The sequence below is a fragment of the Paenibacillus sp. Y660 genome (assembly GCF_057221575.1).
Genome location: NZ_JBXBBJ010000030.1, coordinates 1 through 16,069 on the forward strand (window position 1 = coordinate 1; position 16,069 = coordinate 16,069).

The following is a 16,069-nucleotide window of genomic DNA, read 5'->3' on the forward strand; positions in this document are numbered from 1 at the left end:
AAGGTAAAATAGATCGTTATATTCATTATTACAATAATCACAGATATAAATGGGGATTAAAAAAGATGACCCCTGTACAGTACAGGAATCATCTAATGTCAGCTGCCTAACCTTCTCTTTTTAAAGTGTCCTTGACAAGGGGTCCAGATTATAGCCCCCTGTACCGCTATTTTTTTCACTTCCAACAGTCCATTCAAAGCGAGCTATCTTCCCAGCGAGCATACTACGGACAGCCCCGTAACTCGGTCATAGAAGAAGCTGACCGATGAGCCATGCTAGCGCGCCTGCAAACAGCGACGACAGCAGGTTCACCCTGTCGTTGTTCAGCCAGGCGAAGCCGCGCACTTTCTCCGCCGCGCTGCCGCAATGCGCGGCGCGCTCGGTTTCGCTGCCGCATACCCGGCAGCGGTACATGGCCTGGCCGGTTGCGCCGAGCAAGGAGTCGGCGAAGGCCCCGGCCAGGCCGGCGGCGGCCGCGGCGGCGATGTATGCCGCCGCCGCAAGCCCGCCGCCAGGCGTACCCGCAGCAGCCTCTGCAGGCTGCGGGGCCGCCAGCAGCAGCGCGGCAACGGCGCCGATGAACACGGCGCCTGCGAGCGCTGCTGCGCTGCCGAGCGGCGTGACTCCGCCGCTCGTTCCCGCAACAACCGGCTTGCCGCTCGTCACCGATCGCGGCGCCCTCTTGCTGAGGGCCCCGATCTCGGTGGCCCAAGTATCCGCGTTCACGGCAGCCATCACGCCGATGTACGCGAATAGCCAGCCTTGATCCGGCCACAGCGCATGGGCGGCGCATAAGAGCAAGCCCACGCCGCCGTTAGCCCATACCTGACCGGCATCGCGGCGACCGGTCTTCTCATATTTGGCTTCTGCCGAAGCTTTGGCACGATGCTTCCTTTTCCACTTCGACCAGAGCGTCGAAGAAACAAAAAAACCGATCAATAACCCGAACCAAACCGGCTCACCAAGCGTCACGAAACCGGTTCCCATAATAATCGCCGACCACGCGCCTGAAGCGGACAATGAGCGAACAAGGTATGCTGCTGCAGCAATAAGACCGCTTCCGATTAAACCAGCAAGCAATCTTAACCACCATTCATCTATCCATCCAACCATGTAACGAGCAACCTCCTGCTTTTGCATCAATCGAAGTAATTCCTATCTATTCACACTCTTCAAGCGTGCCTCATGCCAGCGCTCCGGATAGTTGGTGCAAATCATAATATCAGGATCTAATTCGGCAACCTTCCGAATGGCGCGTTTTTCGTTGATCGTCCAAGCCATCACCCCCATGCCTGCACTCCTCAGCATCGCAACTCGTTCTTTGTTCAGGCGAGAGTAAGCGATGGATAGAAAGTCAGAGCCAAGCTCCTTAAGCTCCTTCGGCAGCGTATTGCGCCAGCCATCAATAATAAGGCCGGTACGAATTTGACTAGAGAGCTTGCGCATGCGATATAATGCCCCTTCATGAAAGGAGGTTATGACGACTTCCTTCTCCGCATGATAGGCTTGAATGCATGCCAGCACCTTTTCCTCAATCATCGGATAACGGATGCCGTCCGTCTTCAGCTCAATATTAAGCTTGCAATACCCGACCGCTTCCTTAAGCACCTGCTCAAGCGTTGGGATAGGCTCCCCCTGATACTTTTGCGAAAACCAATTGCCTGCGTCAAGCGACATCAGCTCTGCAGCCGTTTTGCTTTTCACATCGCCTTTGCCGTTCGTCGTTCTGCGAAGTGTATAATCATGAATGACAACAGGAATATGGTCCTTAGACAGATGAACGTCAATCTCAATCCATTCCACATCGGGATCAGCGATCGCAAGACGAATGGCAGCCATCGTATTTTCCGGCGCGCGGCTAGACCAGCCTCGGTGAGCTACGCACGGATTTCTCATTATGCGATCATCCTTTCATTGCATATCCATTACTTAGGGACAATCATGCCATCCTCTTTAAGCTTCACGCCAAAAGAAATCGCAGACAATCGATCAAGCAGCGCCTTCCCGGCACCCGCTTCTAGCGGAGTCGGCTGCGCATTCACCGTAAACATCGGATGGAAGGTCATCTCGCAATTGCCGTTTTTTGTGCAAAGCGCATCGAGTACACCAGTCTCACCCGCCGTCTCCTTTGGATACGAGGTAAATATAAAGTTTCCTAAACTGTATGCAATCCATTTCCCTTTATACATTTCAAAGCCTTGCAGCACATGCGGATGACTGCCAATGACGAGGTCCGCGCCCGCATCAATATATTGCCGACCAAAATCCTTCTGGTAAGGCTTTGGCTGATCCACGCGCTCTTTGCCCCAATGCACCATCACGACAACGATATCCGCCTGCTCCTTTGCTTCTGCAATAGCGGCTGTTGCGCGTTTGACGTCATAGCTTTCTGCCACGCCGGGTCTATTTTTCTCCGCTTTCCATGAACCGAACGGCACCACTCTGCTAATGCCGACATAAGCAACCTTAATGCCTCGCACCTCTTTAATGAGGGGAGCATAAGCCTCTGCAGCGTTCTTGCCTGCGCCCATATGCGCAATTCCCGCTTTATCCAAATGCTTCATCGTATCCAGCATGCCCTCAACGCCTTGGTCAAGCGCATGATTATTGGCTAGGCTCATCACATCGAAGCCTGCATCGCGCATCGAAGGCAGCACATCCGGCGCGCCTTTGAACACATAAGGGGTTCCTTTAACCGGTGTGCCTCTTGTCGTCACAGGAAACTCCAAATTCCCTGCCGTAAGATCGGGCTCGCTTAAATACAATAAAGACGGTTTATATAGATAATCATAGCCTTCGCGGTCCGTAATGGCTTTCACATAATCAGCGACCAGCAAGTCTCCGACGAAGGAAAGACTGACCTTCTCTTCTTCACTGCCTGTGGGCTCAGTTGCTACAGCAGCATCGTCTTTCTCAGGCGATACATTCGTATTGCTGTCATTGCTGCTATCATTTCTACTAGCATTACTACTAGCATTATTACTAGCATTACTACTAGCATTGCTGCTATCATTACTACTAGCATTACTACTAGCATTGCTTCCGCCTTCATTGCCGACAACAGCGGCATCATCTTCAGCAGAATCAGCCTCATCTACTGGCTCTGCTGCATTTTCTGAGCCTGCCGAATCAGGCTGTACTGCCTCTGTCTGCTCCTTCTTGTCCTTGCTAAATAATTGTGCCAGCTTATCTGAATTCACTGTGATAAGCCATGCTCCTAGAATAACTATGATGGCACCAACAAGCGTGAAATTTACGATTAATAGCTTTCTAAGCTTTTTTTTACGTTTAAGCTTGTCCTGCTGATGCATTTCGGACCGTGATACGTGCATGGAAGATGGCTCCTCTACGATAAAGTTAGTAGTCCGTTAATCGTCAGACTCTTCCATTATAGCAAGGTTCCACCTTCCACGGGGAAACTAAATCGCTTAATTTATTTTATTATTGCCTGCGCAGCTTTCTTGCCCTGTCTGATGCAATCCGGAAGACCAACGCCATCGAACGCCGCTCCTGTCATCCAAACGCCGGGCAATTCCTGTTCAAAACGCTCCCGAAGCTGCTTCATATTCGATAGATGTCCCACCGGATATTGCGGCATTGAGCGCGGAAGTCTCGTAATTTCTACAAACTCCGGCTCTGCTGTAATACCCATCGTTTCTTCAATATCACACCGCACTGCTTTTATCAGCTCAGCATCTGGCAATTTAACGCTTTCCTCATGGCCAGACCTGCCGACATAGCAGCGCAGCAGCACCTTATCGCTTGGACTCGTATGCAGCCATTTGTTCGATGTCCATGTACATGCCGTAATATGCAGCCCCTCCGAGCGAGGCACCACAAATCCTGATCCGTCAAAATCAAGCCCAAACGTCGACTTATTGAACGCGAGCACCACATTGGCTACCGATACATAATTAATCGCCCGAAGCTCGCTGCAATCCGTCAACGGCTCAAGCAGCTCCGCCGCATCGTAAGCGGGTGCCGTCATCACGATTCGATCAGCCTGAAGCCTCTCTCCGCTGCTCAACACAACCTCATAGCGCCCTTCTTCACTAAGCTCCGACGAGCTATAGGCTTCATTGCGGCGAATTTCCGTCACCTTCGTGCCAAGTCGTCTATCTGCACGACTAAGCGCTTGATCAAGAGCCTTAACAAGAGTAGACAAACCGCCCTTGAACGTCAGGAACGTGCCTCCCTTTGCAGCGGCTGGCAGTGCGCCGGCAGCAGCACTCGCCTTACGGTTAAACATCATGCCGCGAATAAGGCTGCCGTGCTTGCGCTCTGCTGCCGCAAACTGCGGAAAGGTTGCCTGCAAGCTCAGCTTCTTCAAATCACCCGCATATATGCCAGCTAACAGCGGCTCAGCGATGCGGCGCATCACTTGATTGCCCACCCGTCTCTCCAAGAAGCCGCCAAGCGACTCATCGCTCTGTTCCTTTCGAACCGGCAGCACCAAATCCTGCAATGCGCGCAGCTTGCCGCCCCAAGACAATAACCCCGTCTTGACGAACGGGCCAATCTCTGTCGGAATGCCAAGCACGAGACCTTGCGGCATGGGGAACAGCTTTCGCTCATGCAAAATATACGTTTTTTTTGCTCCCGGATTTGTAGTGGTCAGCTCGTCCTCAAGACCAAGCTCTGTCGCCAGATCAATGATGGCCAGCTTGCGCGCCAAAAAAGAATCCGGTCCCTTCTCGATGACGAAGCCGTCACGCTGCAGCGTATTAATTTTTCCTCCAAGGGCAGGAGCACCGTCTACGATGGTTATTTCAATCTCCTTGCCTTGCCGCTCCGCTTCCCGCTGCAAATAAAAAGCGGAGCTCAGTCCGCTGATCCCTCCGCCAATAATGACAATTCGATCAGGGTTTCCGATTCTCCGCATCTCATTCATTCCTTCCCTTGGCTGGCCAAAGCTTCAATGACCGATTCCGCCAATGTTTCCATATATAATGGATCGCGATTCAGCATCGCAATTCTGTCTAATGTCATATCCAGCTGTTTTGCTGAAGCCTGCGCTTCAATATCAAGGTCATACAATACTTCCAAGTGATCGGACACGAAGCCTACAGGAGCAACGAGTACCGCTTTGACGCCTTCCTCTGCAAGAACAGGCAATGTTTCCAAAATATCCGGTCCGAGCCAAGGGTCCCTCGTCCGTCCCGCGCTCTGCCAAGTAAACTGCCAATCCTTCACATTTGCCGCTTTCGCAACCGCCGCGGACGTTTCAAGCAATTGCTGTTCATAAGGATCGCCAAGCTCACGAATTTTCTCAGGCAAGCTGTGAGCGCTGAACAGCACCTTCACCTTTTCTTCGCCATCCGTAGCGGCAGCAAGTCTGCCTAATCCATCAACAACTCGGTCCGTTAGTGCTTGAAGCAGCTTCGGATGCATATGGTACTGCTTGACGAAGGTCATCGCAATACCTTGCTCCTTCGCCTTCTCATCCGCGCGCTTAATGTAGCTTCCTACACTCATTGTCGAGAAATGCGGCGCGAGCACGATGCCTACCGCCTGCGTAATGCCGTCATTAGCCATTTGCTCCACACCGTCTTCAATATAAGGCTTTGCATGCTTCAAGCCCTGATAGCAGACGAATTCGCCAGGCGCCAGCTGCTCCAGCTTGTCCTGAAGCCCAGCTACTTGTCCGTTCGTATTTTCCCGCAGCGGGAAAACCCCTCCTACGATCGCTTCATAACGGCCTTTCAGCTCAGCAAGCAGCTCAGGCGTAGGCGCGTTTCCGCGTCTGATATGCGTGTAATACGTCTCTACATCATCCATGGACTCCGGCGTTCCATAGGACATAACGAGTACGCCGATTGGTTTCTCTTTATGCTCAGACATGACTTGCCTCCCTTTGGCTGCGTGCAGCGATTGCTTTCTTGGAATAAGATTGGACGAATGCAGTCAGCTCAGCAAGCTTGTCAATCGATGCTTCAGGGAATAGGCCGTGCCCAAGGTTGAAAATAAAGCCTGGCTCTTCAATGCCGCTATCGATAATTTCCTTCGCATACTCTTCAATAACGCTAATAGGCGCAGTTAGAACCGTAGGATCCAGATTGCCCTGAACGGCAAATCCGTTATCCAGTCTCCGGCGGCCTTCCGCTATCGATACGCGCCAATCCAGACCGATTACTTTCGCTTTCACTTGATGCAGTTCAGGCAGCAGCTCTCCCGAGCTAACCCCTGGAAAATAAATCTTCGGCTGCTGCAAATCCGAAAGCTCCGCAAAAATTCGCTCGATCGTAGGCAGAACAAACTTGCGGAAATCAGCAGGTGCCAACGCGCCTACCCAGCTGTCAAACAATTGGAACGCTTTGCCGCCGGCTGCCATATGGGCGCGCAAATAAGTAATGACCATGTCGCCAAGCTTGCGCATCAGCTCATGCCAGAGCGCAGGCTCGCTGTACATCATTTCTTTCGTGCGCAAATAGTTTTTTGACGGTCTTCCTTCAATTAAATAGCTTGCAATCGTAAATGGCGCTCCCGCAAACGTTATTAGCGGCACCTCAAGCTCACGGTCTAGTATACGAATCGTTTCAATGACATGGCTAAGATCGCCTTCCACATCGATTGGCTTCAAACGCTCAACGTCAGCAGCAGAGCGGATCGGATTCGCGATAACCGGCCCGATATTCGCAACGATATCAAAGTCAATGCCGATCGAAGCGACGGGGTTCATAATATCCGAATATAAAATAGCGGCATCAACGCCCAGCTTGCGAATCGGCATCATCGTTACTTCCGCCGCCAATTCCGGCTGCTTGCATATTTCAAGCAACGAGTATTTTTCTTTTATTTTGCGATAATCAGGATCGTATCTTCCTGCCTGCCGCATGTACCATACAGGTATTTGATCTACGTGTTCCTTCCGGCAAGCCCGTATGAAACGGTCGTTATAAGACATTCCCGTTCCCCATTTCTATGTATTTTCCTATGCTTCCATTATGCCCTTTTTCATCAAACCTAACAACCGCCGCTAATCCACTTCCTATGACAATAGTATGACAATCGGCTTCTTAAGCTGATTTATGCTCTGCTGCTTCCGTTTCGCTGGCTTTACGGAAAGCATCCGCAAATTGCGGCAGGATATAGGCTTCGATACTCAATCGAAGTTGAAGCAATGGTTTGTCCTTCTTGATGAAAGGAAAGGTGTATATGTCCGAATGGTCCTTATTGATATCTTCCTTGGTCAAACCTATAAAGCTCCACTCTTTCAAAGCGAACAACCGCTCTTCCTTTTGCATATTATCGATGAAAAGAAGGAGGTTAGGCAAATGTCCATAAACATTTACTTTAAAAGTAGTTGTAACCGTGCCGTCTTCCGACACATTTTTCTTTACTGCTGAATCCTCTTCATTGCCACTCGGTTGAGTAATCAAACCTAATGGAGCTTCCGAAGTTCCAGCAAGATAATAAAGTAAAATAAGCGTATCTGAATCTGATCTTTCTACAGGCACACGATCGGTCAACTGTTGTAGCTGATTATCTGATACTTTTTCATTCGTATACTCGGTTTTCATCTTTTCCAGCGTCACATTTTTCTGATCAACGCCTTGTCTTGCCAGCTTCAAGCTCTCTAGCTCTGGCAATAGATAAAAGTAAAGCGCTGCAGCGTTCAAGCTAATACATACCGCGATCACAACTATAAATATGATTTGACCTCTAGTAAGCGGTTGCTTGGAGGCCTTCAGCTTATTTGACTCCATCGTTACTGAGCTCCTTTGGCAGAGGCAGGCGCTATTTCCAGCATTAATTTGTACACTTCTATTTTTTTCGTCTTGATCGCAGTCCCGCCCTCCTTATTAGTAGGTACGGCTTCCAATGTCGTTTGCTCGTCTCTTTTTTTGTAGTATGAGGTTAACACAACCTCCTTTAGGCTAGCTTCATCCTCCAGATTCTGCATATACGTAATTACATCTAAATCGTTATTGAAATCAATCTCCATATTTATAATTTGTTTTTCTCCGTAGGTTATTTCTACGATTTTAGATGACGAAGGTAAATTCCCGATAATAGCTTTCAAATAAGGTTTCCAATCAATGCGCGCTTCCTCAAGCTTTTCAATAATTTGCATTGCTTGCTTATAACCCTCTACCTTGGCCTTCAAATCTCCGTTCTCGCGAATTTGGCTCATTTCCAGATCCAGTCGCGAGCTTTCCTGATCTACTCTGCCCGCCTCTTTATGCCAGGTTGTTACTAAGTAAAACTGAACGGCAGGCAAAATAATCACCAATAACAAAAGCAGAAGCATAAGCATTAGCTTGCGGGGGCTGAACTTTGACTTGGCAGGCAATAAGTTAATGGATTTCATACTTCCTGACCCCTCAATGCTAGGCCAAGCGGTACGGCATAAGCAGGAACACTCCAGTTAGAATTGTTTTCTGCTACCGATAGCATAGACCAATCCAGTATCGTTACCGGAGGATTAAGGCTGTCATCCATTAATGCAGCAAGCTTAACCAATTCAGGTATATCCCCGGAGAGCATAATTCTATTGAATGACTTTTCTCCCTTATTCATATTGTAAAAGAAAAAATTCATTAAACGCTCCAGCTCTGCTATTAAATCTTGAGCCGCATTCAAGAAGGTTTGTTCCGGGCTAGAAAAGTTGTTCAGCCAAGAATTTTGCTCAGAGTCAAATTCCGATTCCGTGATCAAGGACTTGAATGAAACCTCAACATTGCGCGTTATTTTAAATATGCCCTCATCAATAATCGTAATTTCACAATTTAATTCATTCACATTTACGATTATATTAATGCCTTCGGAGTTGATGCTTCCCCATTCAACTAGTCGCAATAAAGAGAAAGACTTAATCTCGATGCTGCATGGGATTAATTTTATTTTTTCAAATACTTCTACATAGTCCTGCAAAATGCTTGTCGGTGCAGCAACGACCAATACCTCGCATAAACTCGCCTCTTCCGGTGGAACTTGTACATGATCATTAGCAGCTGCTTTGGGCAGTTTAATGAAATCGTAAAAAGGATCGTCGAAAGCCATGCTTAGGTTGTTTTTCATCTCAAACTGCACCAGCTTTTTGAGCCCCTTATGCACGATATCCGGCAGCTTCAAGCTTCTTACCATCACCATTTGGCTAGGGACCGCAAAATGCGCATATCGCGTACCAAAGCGTTTGGTCTCCAATATTTTTTTTAATGCAGCATATAGCTTATCCTTATCGATCACCTTTCCGTCGTCTACTGCGCCAGGAGGCAATTCTATTGTTGAGAAATTAAGCAATTGAACCGACTTTTTACCCTTCTGCTTTATCTCGCAAATCTTCACATGAGAGTCTGTAATTTCAATTCCCAGGGTTTGATGCTCATTCGTTAGTTTTCTAATTATGGATTGCTTCATTTATGATCCCCCTCACTGCAATGAACCTTGTTCACCTTACTTAATGCAAATGCTTTCTTGTGTTTGACCGCTGTCAAGACCGTTTACATACCAGCTAGCCGCATACTGGGGATTAAAATGCGTTTCGCCCCCTACGAAAAAGCCTTTAACTTGATTTTTTTTCCAGTCTTTACCTAAATTGTGGAAGGTTGCATCCTTAAAGACCAAGAGCATGCCTCCAATATCCAGGCTTCCTTCAAGGGTCCAATCATTAAACTTTAAATTCGATTTGGAAATCAAATTTCCGCCGATTTTTATCGTAGCAGCAGATTGTATTGTATTTTGAAAGCCTATGTTCCCTTTAGTCACTAAAGAGCCGCCGATGTTGAAGGTCTGTTCCAACGTACTCTCAGCTGTAAAATTCCCTTCGATAATGACGTCGCCTATCACATTAAAACCATGAATCGTATTTTTAAAAAGAAGATTCTTCTTAATATGAATAGATCCCCCAACATGAAAGTTGCTTTGGATTACATCGTAAAAGATCAGATCGTTATTAACGACTACGTCTCTCCCGATTACAAAGGCGTTAACTACGTTCTTGAATTCAAGCGGACCGTTCACTTCCAAGGACCCGCCAATCGAAAATACGCCCTGCACGCCATTGATCGACTCTGCAACAGGATTCATAAACTGCATGCTGCCTTGAACGGTGACATCCTTTTTGATGTCAAAGCTAGTAATGCCATTCGATGCTTTTACATTTCCCTTTACAACCATGCTGCCATTGACATGCCATTTCGAAATCATGTTTGTGTAGTTGATGTCGCCATTAACGATCACATCGCCTTTTACAATTAACGTATTTAAAGTATTGCCGACCGTTAAATTTCCGCCAACAATCAGATCGCCTTCGATCACGATCGTTTCATTCGTGCCATTCTCTCCGATAATGACATTGCCTTTGACAATGACATTTTTTTTGAACGTAATCGTTTTGGCGATATCGAGTTGCTTGAATCTCAAGTTCCCTCCAACTCGCACATCTCCGTCAAACAGCAAATTTGCTTTGATGATATCCTTAAAAAACAAATCCCCGTTAGCAACTACTGCATTTCCGTTACTATCGGCACTGACAACCATATCTTGCGTGATTGTCCCATTAGTTGCATTTCCGCCGCTTATTAAGACATTGCCAGCATGTATAATCGCTGGACCAGATTGGTATTTCAACAGGTCAGCGGAGGTCACTGTGCTGTTAAGCGCAGCAGGCTGAGCAAACCGATTATCCGTAAATACATTCTGAAATGCTCCCACAACGGCATCTGAAGATTTTTTCAAATAATAATCTGCCGTATCGTCAAACCACCCTTTAAACTGCTGATCCGTAAAGCTAGTCATGCTATGCGATACCGGCAACGGCTGCCCTGTTGCTGGCGATATATAGCATGCTGCAAATAATTTTTGATTTTGTGTTGTGGTATTGTTTTTGAACAAAATCATATTTTGACTGAGCGGCAACGGCGTTGGCGGCAGCGTTGGACCTGCGCTCGGAGTTGGAGTTGGAATAGGTGTAACGATTGGTGTCGGCGTAGGAACATAGAGCGGCTCTAACTCAAATTTCACCTTGCTGGCACGAACCTGATTGCCAACTCCGGCATCCGATTCAAAAATGACAGCGATTGGTTTATTTTGATTGTCCCTGACTAGTTCAGCTTCAACCTGCAACTGGCTCATATCGTTGACGAGTTGGACTAATCTTTCGATGTTTGGACTCGTATTGCTCGTTAAATCAGCCAATTTCATTTCCTCATACATTCTTGCAAAAACGGTCATGCCTGAATGAGCCTCAGTAAATGCTATCTCTGAGTTCGCGTTGGTTTTGGCTTGTAGCAGGCCGATACTCGTACTCATAGCAAGCGGAGCAATAACAATGGCAATCATCACGATAAAGCCAAAAACAAGCATCAACGTTCCGCCATTTTCGGACTGTTTAGATTTAATCATTGCCTTTTCCTCCCTCAGCATATTATTCTATGAGTAAATCAATCCGACTACTTTACTATGAGGGAGCGCCAGATGCGGAATCAAAAAGGATTAACCTTGATTGAAATCATGGGCTCGATCACCATATTAGGCATCGCTGTTCTAGCAATCACATTCATTCTCCAGCAATCCACACTCCATACAAAATCTAATGAAAAATCAGATGAGGCCGTCGTTGCTGCTAGAAACGTCATGGAGGAAATCAAAAACAATCTAAGATCGAGCACTGCGCAAATATCTTTATATGGACAAGCGATATCGCTTTATAATCTTCGGAATCTTTCGTCTGCAACGATTTATTATCCGGATAACAGCAATCGCCAATATGAGGTGCAGATTCATTCTTATGCGACCTCACTTGGCACCGTATCGCTTACGGCTGGCCATTCGAAAGACTTAGACGCCATTTTTCGCCGAATTACCGTTACTTCTACTGAGCTGACCACATCAAAGAAATTCGAATTAGAAGCTATAGTCGAATACAATTAAAGGCGGGTGAGATGATCGAAATGCACAAGTTTATCAAAAATGAAAAAGGACTCACTCTCATCGAAGTTACCGGTGCACTTGTCCTCTCGATCATGATCATCGGCTCATTAATCTACCTGCTCAACTATACCAATATGAGCCTGAATCAAGTATCTGAAAGAGAAAAAACACTTCAGCAATCACGTGATATTATGAGCCAAGTTGTCAAAACCGTCCGTAAAGGCTATGCCCCGTCTCCTTTGGAAAGCAAATCAAGCAATCTGCGATTAATTAGTACCACTGAAGCCGTAGATTATACTTATGACAGCTCTGCCCATACTCTCACAGTCACTTATTCAGCAATTGATGGAAACGGAAATGTATCAGCCACTCCATCCTCACGCTATACGTTTTCTGACCAGGTTGAAAGCATACTATTTGATGCCAAGGATGGTCGAATCGAAGTTACGCTTGAGATGCAGCTGCCTAATAATACGATTAAAAAGACGTCAACCGTAGTCTATACCACTCAGAGAATCAATTAGTAATACAATGATAAAATACCACTCGATCAAACCGTTCCCCCAGTAATAGGCAGCTAACGCGCCTGCCGCAATATAGGGCCCGAACGGTATTGTTTTGCCCTTTGAATGAGCCCCCGTCGCGATTAAGGCAATCCCTCCAATTAATCCAAATAAACTGGCGAGAAACAGACTGAGCAAGGTAAGCTTAACACCTAAAATTAAGCCAATGAACACGTATAGCTTAACATCGCCTCCACCCATGGTCTCCTTCTTCAACACCCAACTGCCAATGATGCCAATAAGCAGCAAAGCGCCGCTGCCAGCAAGCGCAGCGATGCCATAATTCAATAACGGTAGGGGATGCACGAATAATCGAATGCCTATGGCACCGATTACACCGACCGCCACCACTTTATTTGGAATAATCATATCGGTAAGATCCGTCTGTACGATGATAACGAGGATGCTGATGAAGAATAGTGCAGCTAAAAGTTCTGGCTGCCAGCCTATCACATACGCGGCATGAGCAAACAGAACAGATGCAGCGAGATCGCCAATGGCATAGCGCCAGACAATAGCAGCTTTGCTAGTCGAATGGTTGAGCTTCGAGTATAGAATGGAAAACAGAGGCACTACGGCATACCGTTTAGGTTTTACTTGTTTATTTAAGTCGTAAGTTGGCGGAAAGAACTGCAAAAATCGCCGATCCCAGCGGATCGCGATGGCGTTAAGCATGCCGCTAATAAGCAGCCCAAGAAGTGCAAAAGCAGTTAAAGCTGTTGCGGTCATTCAACCACATCCTTGCTTGAAAAATTTATAGAAAGGCAACCTTGGGAGGTTGCCTTTCTATGCTTAATTAATCAAAATCACGACCTTGTTATTACAATTGTCCAATTACCACTTGTTGTATCTTGTGTAACTGCAATATCAACAGTATCGTCTTCATCATTAAAGGTTGGTGTTTCATTCAAATAGCCCTCAGCCACCAAAGTTGCAACATCAACTTCTTCAACCTCTTCATCAGTTCCTTGGCGATCAACCAAATAACGCAAAGCTGCTTCTTCAATCATTGCTTCACTAGATGCATCAGCTCTTGCTTCTGACTGTGAGATTGTCCCACCAACAGCTGGAATAGCAATCGCAGCAATAATCCCTACGATAACTAACACCGCCAGCAACTCGATAAGTGTAAGGCCCTTTTGATTCCTTTTCAATGCCATTAACATAAACATTCTCCTCTCAATTTTGAAAATATATGATAAAACAAGTAAAACCAAATGTAATGCACAGTCAAGCAGGTACAATATTAGGAGATGTCCCTCTTGGCTGCCATTTTAAAGCTGCTCTGAGCAAGGGATACATCTATGCTCAGAAATAATCAATCTATATATCATTTACAAGTAGCTTTGCATCATTTTAAACGTCGGCATCATAACAGCCGAAACGATAGCACCTACAACACCTGTCAACAATAAAATCATTAAAGGTTCAAGAAGCGCCTTCAGACGGTCAGCCATTTGATCTACATCGGTTTCGTAGAAATCGGCTACCTTGTCAAGCATGTCCTCCATCGCTCCAGAGCGCTCGCCGATCGCAATCATTTGCACAACCATCGGCGGAAACAGCTTGGATTGCTTTAGCGGTCCCGACATCGCTTCTCCGACGATCACTCTCTCCCTGATATCTGTGAGCACCTTTCCGATTGCCTCGTTGCCAACAACATTTGAGACGATAGTCAACCCTTGTATGAGCGGAATAGCGGCCGCTACAAGCGAGCTGAATGTTCGCGAGAAACGGGCAATCGCTTGCTTATGCCATAACGTTCCAAACACCGGTAATTTGAGAAGCCAGTAATCCACCCTCTGCCTGCTGGCAGCCGTTCGCCGAATAAGCTTCCACACCAAGATTGGCACGAACATCGCGGCGATCACGATATACCAGTAGCTCTGTATGAATTCACTAGCTCCCATGACAATGCGTGTCGGCAAGGGAAGCTCGATCCCCATGCCTGCAAAGCTCTTCACATATTGAGGAATTACAAATATCATCATGAATATTACGACGAAAAACATTACAACGAGCATAAATGCTGGATAGATCATAGCCGACTTCACTTTTTCCCGCGTGTTGCGTTCCTTCTCGTAGAAGACAGCTAGCCGATCAAGCATAGTATCCAAGTTTCCTGCTATTTCGCCAGCATGAACCATACTGACGAATATCGGAGTGAACACAGTCGGGTATACAGAGACCGAATCAGAAAACTGCTTTCCGCCTCGCATTTCTTCTGCAATGACTGTCAAAAGCTTGGAGAAGGTCTTGCTATCCGTCTGTTCACTCAATATCTGTATGGACTCTACTAAGCTGACACCTGCCCGATACATTGTAGCGAGTTGCCTGCAAAATACCGTAAACTGATTTACCTTTACACGCGGACCGCCAAACGATATATCTTTGTATAGTAGAGATTTGCTTGTATCGAAAATATCGGTAACCCACAAGCCCTTCTCGCTTAGCGTCTCGCGTGCACGTTGCATCGTGTTGGCCTCAAGCATTCCGGTAGATTTCTTGCCGCTTGAAGTGACCGCTTTGTACCGATATTTCGGCATATTACCAACCCCATTGAAACTCATTTATTAATGCTAAAGCTCTCCGTGGCCGAACATCGCATCCCGCGCATCCTCTAGCTTAACGAGACCTTGCTGCACGAGCTCACGCAAAGCGTATTCCATCGTCTGCATCCCTTGCGACTTGCCCGTTTGCATAACCGAGCGAATTTGGTAAATCTTCTCAGACCGGATCAGATTCGCAACCGCAGGCGTATTGACCAGCACCTCGAAGGCAGCCGTTCTTCCTTTGCCCCCTATTTTAGGCAATAGCCGCTGCGATATGACACCCACTAGAACAGCCGCTAGCTGTACCCGTATTTGAGCCTGCATCGCAGGTGGAAATACATCTATAATGCGATCAATGGTTTGCGGTGCGTCCGCAGTATGCAGCGTCCCAAATACGAGATGTCCCGTCTCGGCCGCGCTAATTGCCGTACTGATCGTCTCTAAATCCCGCATCTCGCCGACAAGCACAATATCAGGGTCCTGCCGCAGCGCTGCGCGCAAGCCATTCGAGAAGGTTGTCGTGTCAAGGCCAACCTCCCTCTGATTCACGATAGATTTCTTATGATCGTAAATAAACTCGATCGGATCCTCCAGCGTGATGATATGCGCATTTTCCGTCTGATTCAAGTGCTCGATAATGGAAGCTAAAGTTGTTGACTTGCCGCTTCCCGTAGGTCCTGTTACTAGCAGCAGCCCCTGCGGCTTTCTGGCGAATTCAGCTGCCATTCGGGGCAGCAGCAGCTCCTCCATGGAAGGTATTCGGCTTGGCACAATTCGAATCGCAAGACCAATGCTTCCCCGCTGCTTATAGGCATTTATTCTGAATCTTGCTAGTCCAGCAACACCGTATGAGAAGTCGACTTCGCCATTTTGCTGCAGCGTTTCATAGCTCTCGTCTGTCATCAACTGCTTGGCAAGCGCTAACGTATCGTTAGGCATTAACACGGTATCATTAACCGGCCTTAATTCACCGTGGATACGAAAAATAATAGGCGAGCTGACTGTAATATGGATATCGGATGCTTGTTTTGAATGAGCTAGATAAAGCAGTTCCTCTGCTTGCATGAATTGCACCCTTCC

General features: G+C 47.1%; 17 protein-coding genes. 3 read left to right on the forward strand and 14 right to left on the reverse strand.

The window, feature by feature from the left end; genetic code table 11:
• Positions 1–110, forward strand: a 110-nt coding sequence (locus AC2TDN_RS22855; protein ID WP_484690318.1) for an IS3 family transposase, incomplete at its 5' end; no start/stop codon positions are given.
• A 136-nt stretch (positions 111–246) separates the two neighbouring features.
• On the opposite strand, the gene AC2TDN_RS22860 is transcribed toward AC2TDN_RS22855, so the two are convergent.
• The 10 genes from AC2TDN_RS22860 to AC2TDN_RS22905 all read right to left on the reverse strand — a co-directional run bounded on the left by AC2TDN_RS22860 (position 247) and on the right by AC2TDN_RS22905 (position 11,346).
• Positions 247–1,113, reverse strand: coding sequence for a DUF92 domain-containing protein (locus tag AC2TDN_RS22860; RefSeq protein ID WP_484690284.1), 867 nt, complete (start codon positions 1,111–1,113; stop codon positions 247–249).
• A 42-nt stretch (positions 1,114–1,155) separates the two neighbouring features.
• A complete protein-coding gene (locus AC2TDN_RS22865; RefSeq protein WP_482068962.1) occupies positions 1,156–1,896 on the reverse strand; it encodes a glycerophosphodiester phosphodiesterase in 741 nt (246 codons plus the stop codon).
• Positions 1,897–1,925: 29 nt separating this feature from the next.
• Positions 1,926–3,332: a CapA family protein gene (locus AC2TDN_RS22870; RefSeq protein WP_484690285.1), complete on the reverse strand. Its 1,407-nt coding sequence runs from the start codon at positions 3,330–3,332 to the stop codon at positions 1,926–1,928.
• Between the two features lie 101 nt (positions 3,333–3,433).
• Complete coding sequence (gene hemG / locus AC2TDN_RS22875) at positions 3,434–4,882, reverse strand: protoporphyrinogen oxidase (RefSeq protein WP_484690286.1); 1,449 nt, start codon at positions 4,880–4,882, stop codon at positions 3,434–3,436.
• Between the two features lie 5 nt (positions 4,883–4,887).
• Positions 4,888–5,841, reverse strand: coding sequence for a ferrochelatase (gene hemH, locus AC2TDN_RS22880; RefSeq protein ID WP_484690287.1), 954 nt, complete (start codon positions 5,839–5,841; stop codon positions 4,888–4,890).
• The gene (gene hemE / locus AC2TDN_RS22885; RefSeq protein ID WP_484690288.1) at positions 5,834–6,904 is read right to left on the reverse strand and encodes a uroporphyrinogen decarboxylase; all 1,071 of its coding nucleotides are present in this window, start codon (positions 6,902–6,904) and stop codon (positions 5,834–5,836) included. The genes hemH and hemE overlap by 8 nt, the downstream gene beginning before the upstream one ends.
• Positions 6,905–7,016: 112 nt before the next feature.
• The gene (locus AC2TDN_RS22890; RefSeq protein ID WP_484690289.1) at positions 7,017–7,571 is read right to left on the reverse strand and encodes a hypothetical protein; all 555 of its coding nucleotides are present in this window, start codon (positions 7,569–7,571) and stop codon (positions 7,017–7,019) included.
• 137 nt (positions 7,572–7,708) lie between these two features.
• Complete coding sequence (locus AC2TDN_RS22895; RefSeq protein WP_484690290.1) at positions 7,709–8,311, reverse strand: hypothetical protein; 603 nt, start codon at positions 8,309–8,311, stop codon at positions 7,709–7,711.
• Positions 8,308–9,360, reverse strand: coding sequence for a type IV pilus biogenesis protein PilM (gene pilM / locus AC2TDN_RS22900; protein WP_484690291.1), 1,053 nt, complete (start codon positions 9,358–9,360; stop codon positions 8,308–8,310). The genes AC2TDN_RS22895 and pilM overlap by 4 nt, the downstream gene beginning before the upstream one ends.
• A gap of 36 nt (positions 9,361–9,396) precedes the next feature.
• A complete protein-coding gene (locus AC2TDN_RS22905; protein ID WP_484690292.1) occupies positions 9,397–11,346 on the reverse strand; it encodes a bactofilin family protein in 1,950 nt (649 codons plus the stop codon).
• 72 nt (positions 11,347–11,418) lie between these two features.
• On the opposite strand from AC2TDN_RS22905, the gene AC2TDN_RS22910 reads away from it, so the two are divergent.
• A complete protein-coding gene (locus AC2TDN_RS22910; RefSeq protein WP_484690293.1) occupies positions 11,419–11,874 on the forward strand; it encodes a type IV pilus modification PilV family protein in 456 nt (151 codons plus the stop codon).
• An 11-nt stretch (positions 11,875–11,885) separates the two neighbouring features.
• Positions 11,886–12,398, forward strand: coding sequence for a hypothetical protein (locus AC2TDN_RS22915; RefSeq protein ID WP_484690294.1), 513 nt, complete (start codon positions 11,886–11,888; stop codon positions 12,396–12,398).
• Here AC2TDN_RS22915 and AC2TDN_RS22920 read toward each other — a convergent pair.
• From AC2TDN_RS22920 to AC2TDN_RS22935, 4 genes are all read right to left on the reverse strand, one after another.
• The gene (locus tag AC2TDN_RS22920; protein ID WP_482068951.1) at positions 12,363–13,166 is read right to left on the reverse strand and encodes a prepilin peptidase; all 804 of its coding nucleotides are present in this window, start codon (positions 13,164–13,166) and stop codon (positions 12,363–12,365) included. The two genes, AC2TDN_RS22915 and AC2TDN_RS22920, sit on opposite strands and share 36 nt — an antisense overlap.
• Positions 13,167–13,243: 77 nt before the next feature.
• Positions 13,244–13,603 carry a prepilin-type N-terminal cleavage/methylation domain-containing protein gene (locus AC2TDN_RS22925; RefSeq protein WP_482068950.1) on the reverse strand — a complete coding sequence of 120 codons (360 nt, stop codon included), beginning with the start codon at positions 13,601–13,603 and terminating at the stop codon, positions 13,244–13,246.
• 168 nt (positions 13,604–13,771) lie between these two features.
• On the reverse strand, positions 13,772–14,983 hold the full coding sequence (locus tag AC2TDN_RS22930) for a type II secretion system F family protein (RefSeq protein WP_482068949.1): 1,212 nt from the start codon (positions 14,981–14,983) through the stop codon (positions 13,772–13,774).
• A gap of 33 nt (positions 14,984–15,016) precedes the next feature.
• The gene (locus tag AC2TDN_RS22935; RefSeq protein ID WP_482068948.1) at positions 15,017–16,054 is read right to left on the reverse strand and encodes a type IV pilus twitching motility protein PilT; all 1,038 of its coding nucleotides are present in this window, start codon (positions 16,052–16,054) and stop codon (positions 15,017–15,019) included.
• Positions 16,055–16,069: the final 15 nt, after the last annotated feature.